At 39.3% G+C, this 6048-nt stretch carries 6 protein-coding genes; all 6 read right to left on the reverse strand.

Annotated features, from left to right (window positions below; translation table 11 throughout):
* Positions 1–172: 172 nt before the first annotated feature.
* The 6 genes from H6G40_RS22325 to H6G40_RS22350 all read right to left on the reverse strand — a co-directional run bounded on the left by H6G40_RS22325 (position 173) and on the right by H6G40_RS22350 (position 5825).
* Positions 173–571 (reverse strand): GxxExxY protein, encoded by a 399-nt coding sequence (locus tag H6G40_RS22325; protein WP_002734461.1) that lies wholly within the window; start codon positions 569–571, stop codon positions 173–175.
* Between the two features lie 197 nt (positions 572–768).
* Positions 769–2211 carry a restriction endonuclease subunit S gene (locus H6G40_RS22330; protein ID WP_069474586.1) on the reverse strand — a complete coding sequence of 481 codons (1443 nt, stop codon included), beginning with the start codon at positions 2209–2211 and terminating at the stop codon, positions 769–771.
* Between the two features lie 12 nt (positions 2212–2223).
* A complete protein-coding gene (locus H6G40_RS22335; protein ID WP_016516401.1) occupies positions 2224–2433 on the reverse strand; it encodes a hypothetical protein in 210 nt (69 codons plus the stop codon).
* 37 nt (positions 2434–2470) lie between these two features.
* Complete coding sequence (locus H6G40_RS22340) at positions 2471–2869, reverse strand: nucleotidyltransferase family protein (RefSeq protein WP_081330853.1); 399 nt, start codon at positions 2867–2869, stop codon at positions 2471–2473.
* A 9-nt stretch (positions 2870–2878) separates the two neighbouring features.
* Positions 2879–3049, reverse strand: coding sequence for a type II toxin-antitoxin system HicB family antitoxin (locus tag H6G40_RS22345; RefSeq protein WP_081330852.1), 171 nt, complete (start codon positions 3047–3049; stop codon positions 2879–2881).
* Between the two features lie 28 nt (positions 3050–3077).
* Complete coding sequence (locus tag H6G40_RS22350; RefSeq protein ID WP_069474585.1) at positions 3078–5825, reverse strand: type I restriction endonuclease subunit R; 2748 nt, start codon at positions 5823–5825, stop codon at positions 3078–3080.
* Positions 5826–6048 lie beyond the last annotated feature (223 nt).

The raw sequence follows: 6048 nt of genomic DNA on the forward strand, positions 1-6048 counted from the left end.
AGATTTTACTACGAATATCAAAAGTTTTTGAATTGAGCATCCCATCAATCCGTACTGTGATTTATGTGATTTTTTGATTGGCTATGATTAGATTTTACTACGAATATCAAAAGTTTTTGAATTGAGGATCCCATCAATCCCTCAATCATAGTCCTCATTTAATCATTCCTAATCATGGTTTTGGCTTTGGTTTCATGACTCGTTTAAATTCTAAGCTTCTTGAGCCAAAGTTAATTAGTAAACCGATGGGAAGTCTATAAATTTCTATATAATTAATGGCTTGTGCGAGGTGAACATCTTCAAGTTTAATGACGGCTTTGATTTCTAACATTATCCTTCCTTCTACAAAAAAATCAACTCGTCTTGTGCCGATATGTGTTCCTTTATAAATGATATTCATTTCGTGTTCTTGACTAAAGGAAATTCCTTGATATGTCATTTCTATGGCTAAGGCGCGTTGATAGATTTTTTCCTGAAAGCCGTTTCCTAGTATGCGGTGTACTTCCATGGCACAACCGATTATTTTACCTGTTAATTCGCTGTCTGGATATTGAGAAGAAACGTAACTCATGCTATTGACTTGATACGATTTTTTGATTGGCTATGATTAGATTTTACTACGGGTCACATAATTTTTCTAACCCCCCGTACTGTGATTTATGTGATTTTTTGATTGGCTATGATTAGATTTTACTACGAATATCAAAAGTTTTTGAATTGAGGATCCCATCAATCCCTCAATCATAGTCCTCATTTAATCATTCCTAATCATAGTACGAGTTTCCCCTCAAAGGCCCGTTTTAAGATGCTTTGGCGCAATGCTTCTGCTTTGTTTAAGTTCTCGGTGAGGGTGGCTTCTAATTGGTCACATACTGATAATCTTGATTCGATTTCTTGCACGATTTTGGTTTGTTCTTGGAGGGAAGGAAATGGAAAAATAGTATTTTCAATGATGCTTAAATTGAGATTAGGTTGTACCCCACCTGATGATTTTAAACGAATAGCTTCGTAATTTTTCTGTAAAAACCATTTAAGAAAAGGGCGAGTTAATTCTGCTAATCCATTTTGGACAATAGCGGCAATTGCTTGGTTAGTTGTAGCTTCAATCAACAATTCTGAACATTTTCCACGAGTTTTTCCCTCACCATATAGTGCCACTAAAAGTGTATGTTTTGGGTATAGTTTAAGATTGGTTTGCGATAAAGCTAACTCAGTTATATAATCAGATGCTTGTCTGACAAAATTATCATTTAATGCTCCACTCGTAACCCAAGAAATTGAACCATTTGTATAATATTCTTGCTTTTTCTTAAGTGGTGTAACACCTGTGCCAACTAGATAGATATTGCCTATTTTAACCCACATCCAACCATTAGGTAAACTGGGTAAATTGCTTAATTCTTCTTTGGTGAGGGGAGGTAAATCTTTTGGTTGTTGGGGTTTGGTGGGTTTTTTGGTTTCCTTGCCGTTATTTTCCCATTCTTTAAGCGCTTGTTTCCAGTCTTCTAATTGTTGCTGATAATGGCGTTTTCTTTCAGCTTTAATCTGTTCTAATAGGGTATCACCATCCTCTAGACTGTCTTGATGTGTGTTGCGCCATTTTTCGGTTAATTTGCCCTCAAATGCCCATTTTAACACTGCTTGACGGTAGGTTTTTAGTTGTTCTAGCGCTTTTTTCAGGGATGCAACCCCGTTATCTAATTCCGAGAATAATTCTTCAATTTTCTCGACAATTCGATGTTGTTCAGGTAGGGGAGCAATAGGTAATTCTATGTTATATAAGTCGCTTCTATTAAATCCACTTTGTGCAGTTTTAGATATTAATTTTAAATATCTTTGAAAATAGAGAGACTGAAGAAAATAAAATAAAAAACTTTTATGAAAAATCTTATCATCAAATATTAATTTAACTAAAGCTACATTGTAAGCACCATCTTTTGCCCAAAAAACTTTACCAACAGAAGCACCATATCTACCTATTAAAATATCACCATCTGAACAAAATTTTGAAACAAGAGACTTATCAACAAATACAGGGACAGGATTATCTCCTAAATCTCTAATTTGCCATAATCTAACATATCCATCTTTTTTAACTTCAGAAAATTTGCTTTTTGGTGGTTGAGAGCCTCCTGTGATGTCTAGATAGTCACCAAAGTTGGCTAATATCCAGTTATCAGGTAAATTAGGTGATTCAAATACTTTTATCATAATTATAAAAATCTATTTAATAGATTCTCCATCTTCTAGGGTATAAATATCGGGTTCATCCTTGAGAAAATCAAAGGAATGAATTGTTTGAACTAAGTTCATAATCTCCTGTGTACTAACTTGATGGTCATCAAAGAACAATTTTTGCTCAAAGCTTTGACGTTCTTCATCAGAAAGCGATTGAACAATAGTAACTAAAGAGTCAATTAGTTTTTGATTCATAACTTAATACTCCTTTTATTTTGTTCTTTTGTCAATTTCATAGATAAACTGTCTCATTGAGAATCTGTTCACTAAGGGCAGCTTTTAAGGATTTTTTATCAATTAAATCCACAGGAAGACCAAGTTTATCACTAATTAAATACTCAATTTCTACTAAATCAAATAAGGTGGGGACTTGGGAAAATTCTACTAAAATATCCACATCACTATCTTTAGTTTGTTCTCCCCTGACATAGGAACCAAAAAGTCCTAATTCAAGGATTTTAAACCTCTCTATTAAAAAGGGCTTATAAAGGATTAAAATTGCTTTGATTTCCTCTAAAGTTTTCGGTTTAACTTCTTCGGGTTTCACTTCAGAGGAAAGCTGTTCAACGAGGCATTTTTTATCCATCGGCGATAATTGCTTGGCTAATTCCATCACATCTTGTAAGGTCATATTTACTCCTTAATTTGTAGGAAATAATTCCTCAATAACTGACAAATATTCAGTAATTGCGTCTTGAATGTTGCCTAACCCTTCTTTCTCTGTCTCTCCCTGGGACCAACAACCGGGCAACCCCGGACAACAGACGCTGCAGCCTTCTTCGGATTGATAGAGAATGATTTTATGTTTCATGATTTAGGAGTCCTTTTGATTTCGTATTTTATGCCACTAAAGCGATGTTTAATTCCTCGATAATAGCCTCCATCTCATCGCCAAAAAGCTGATGGAGTTTACCGATTCCCCCCATACTATCAAAAGGGGTATAGTCCAAATCCTCTCGCTCTAAGGCAAAAGAACTGATAATATGTTCCTTGATTGCCCGTAGCCATTGCATCTGTTCTTGATTGAATTTTACTGATGCGCCCGCCTGTTTTTGAAAAACCCAAGTTTGAAAAGCTTTATCGATGCGTTTTTCATGGGGGGTTAAAACCTCATCTAAGCCAATAACACGCCGGATTAGGGCAATTAACGCCGTTAACTCACTGGTGGGATTGCTTGGCACCGCTTCTATCTGTTGATAGGCTGCCCATACCCTCACCGGCGCTAGGTTGGGGCGGTCTTTTTTGAGAATATCTAAGACTTCTTTGACCATTTTATAGGTGACGGGACGCTGTTGATAGGGCAGGTTATAGAGGATACGCAGGGCGGTGATTTCGTCCTTATTTGCCTCAATAAAGGCTGTAAAGTCATTTATTAGGGCTTGATTGTCTATCCGTTGCGCTTCACTCCATCCTGAGAATGTCACCCTATCCAGATTCTGAGTATCTATGTACTGTTCGTGTACTTTCCGCACATTCTCAAGGTAATGACTCAATTCCCCAGTCAAATAGCCGGCAGCCGCACGAGTAAGGGCTTTTTCCGCCGCTTTTAACTGTTCTGGGGTCGGATTTGTGGTTTGATAGGTTTCTTTGGCCCTATCCTCAATATTATCGGGGTCTGTGGCATTAAGCAGGGCTTTGGCCATATCTCCCAAAGTTGCCCCTCCGGTGATTTCTTTTATCTTTTCAGCTTCTTTTGGCGTGATTTGTCGTTCTAATCGCGCAAAACGACAGGCTAGGGAGATATAGGCATCGCTATCGTCTGTTCCCATCATAATGCCCATCATCAGGTCTTTTAAGGGGACACTGGATTTTCTTTCCAGGGGCCGGCTATCGGTTTTGGCTGATTGTTCCACACCGACAGCATCGATGATAATAAAGTGAGTTTTGGCAGAAAGGGCGGATTGAGAGACTTTTTTGAGACCATCATGGTCAAGGGTGCGTGTACCTCGTCCTTTCATCTGTTCGTAGTAGTTTCGAGATTTGACATCCCGCATAAAAATTAAACACTCAAGGGGTTGAATATCGGTTCCCGTGGCAATCATATCGACTGTGACGGTGATACGGGGATTAAACTCATTTCTGAATTGAGAAAGCACGGATTTCGGGTCTTCTGGCGATTTATAGGTAACTTTTTTGCAGAAATCGTTCCCTTCGCTAAATTCTTCCCGGACTATCTGAATAATATCGTCAGCATGGCTGTCATCCTTGGCAAAAATCAGGGTTTTCGGGACTTCTTGGCGATGGGGAAATAATTCTGGCAGTTTATCGCGAAAGGTGCGGATAATTTGGCGTATTTGGCTGGGATTGACCACATCTCGGTCAAGTTGCTTGCCGGTATAGACAATATCCTCGTCCGGTTGTACCCAGCGTTTTTCACGGGTTAATTTTTCCCTTTTTTCGATGTATTCCCTGAGAATACGCCCGCCATTCTTGGTTATCTCCGTTTCTATAGTATAGACTTGATAATCTACGTTTACGCCGTCCATTACCGCTTGTTTGTAGCTGTATTCACTAACTACATTTTCATGGAAAAAGGCAAATGTCCGCACGTCGGGAGTGGCGGTTAAACCAATCAGAAAAGCGTCGAAATATAATAAAACCTGTTGCCAAACGTTGTAAATCGAGCGATGACACTCATCGATGACGATAAAATCGAAGAATTCAAGAGGAACTTTCGGATTATAGACCACGGGGACGGGTTGTTTCCCTTGTACTAATTCATTCGGGTTGGTTTGTTCGGCAGCCTCATCGAGACTTTCCCCTTTAAGGATAGAATAGAGTCTTTGAATGGTTGAGATGCAGACCTGAGCATCTTTGGCCAGATAACTGGAGGATAATCGCTGAACGTTGTAAAGTTCGGTAAATTTTCGGTTATCATCATTGGGAACAAAATTCATAAACTCCTGTTCAGCTTGTTCTCCTAAGTTTTTGGTATCGACTAGAAATAACACCCGTTTGGCATCGGCAAACTTTAGGAGGCGATAAATAGCGGTAATAGCGGTGAAGGTTTTGCCGCTTCCCGTGGCCATCTGCAGCAAGGCCCGGGGAAAATTTCGCTTAAAGGAGGCTTCTAAGTTGGTAATAGCTTTAATTTGACATTCTCTTAGTCCATTCGGCTCAAGGGTGGGAATATCTTGCATTTTATCCCGCAAGCTTTTGGGTTTATCTTGCCATTCTTGCAGGGTTTCCGGTCGGTGAAAGGAAAAAACAAGACGGGAACGAGGTTTCGGGTCGCGGCGATTGGTAAAGCGCGTCAGCTTGCCTGTGCTTTCGTAAATAAAGTTAAGGGGCTGGTTATTGATATATTTCAGCTTACTATTAGCGTATTTGTTTGATTGTTCCTCCGCCACCGTTAAGTACAAGCCTTTTTCCTCTCGTTTGGCCTCGATAATACCGACGGGTTCTCTATCCACAAACAGGACATAATCAGCGAATCCGCTATCGGTTGGATATTCCCTGATAGCCACTCCCAAACTGGTATTGAAGTTGATTTCTTTTTTATCTTGGACAGACCATCCCGCTTGACGCAATTGTTCGTCAATCAGTTCACGGGATTGGTTTTCTGGGGTTTGATTGCTGGAAGGCATGGTTAGCAAATTTGGCGCGATAAGCTGACTAATTTAACAGCAAATGTCAATATTTAAGTAGGTAGGTATTGAAAACTTTCAGATCCCCCCACCTATCGGCACCCCCCTTATCAAGCTATCCATTAGTCACATCTTTCTTAACATAAAATTTGACAAAAAGAGAAAAGTGTGCAAGATGGCTCAAGGGGGTTCTATGGGGGGACTAATTTGATGAGATAGTTTC

The sequence above is a fragment of the Microcystis viridis FACHB-1342 genome, from assembly GCF_014698335.1.
GTDB classification, from domain to species: Bacteria; Cyanobacteriota; Cyanobacteriia; order Cyanobacteriales; family Microcystaceae; genus Microcystis; species Microcystis ichthyoblabe_A.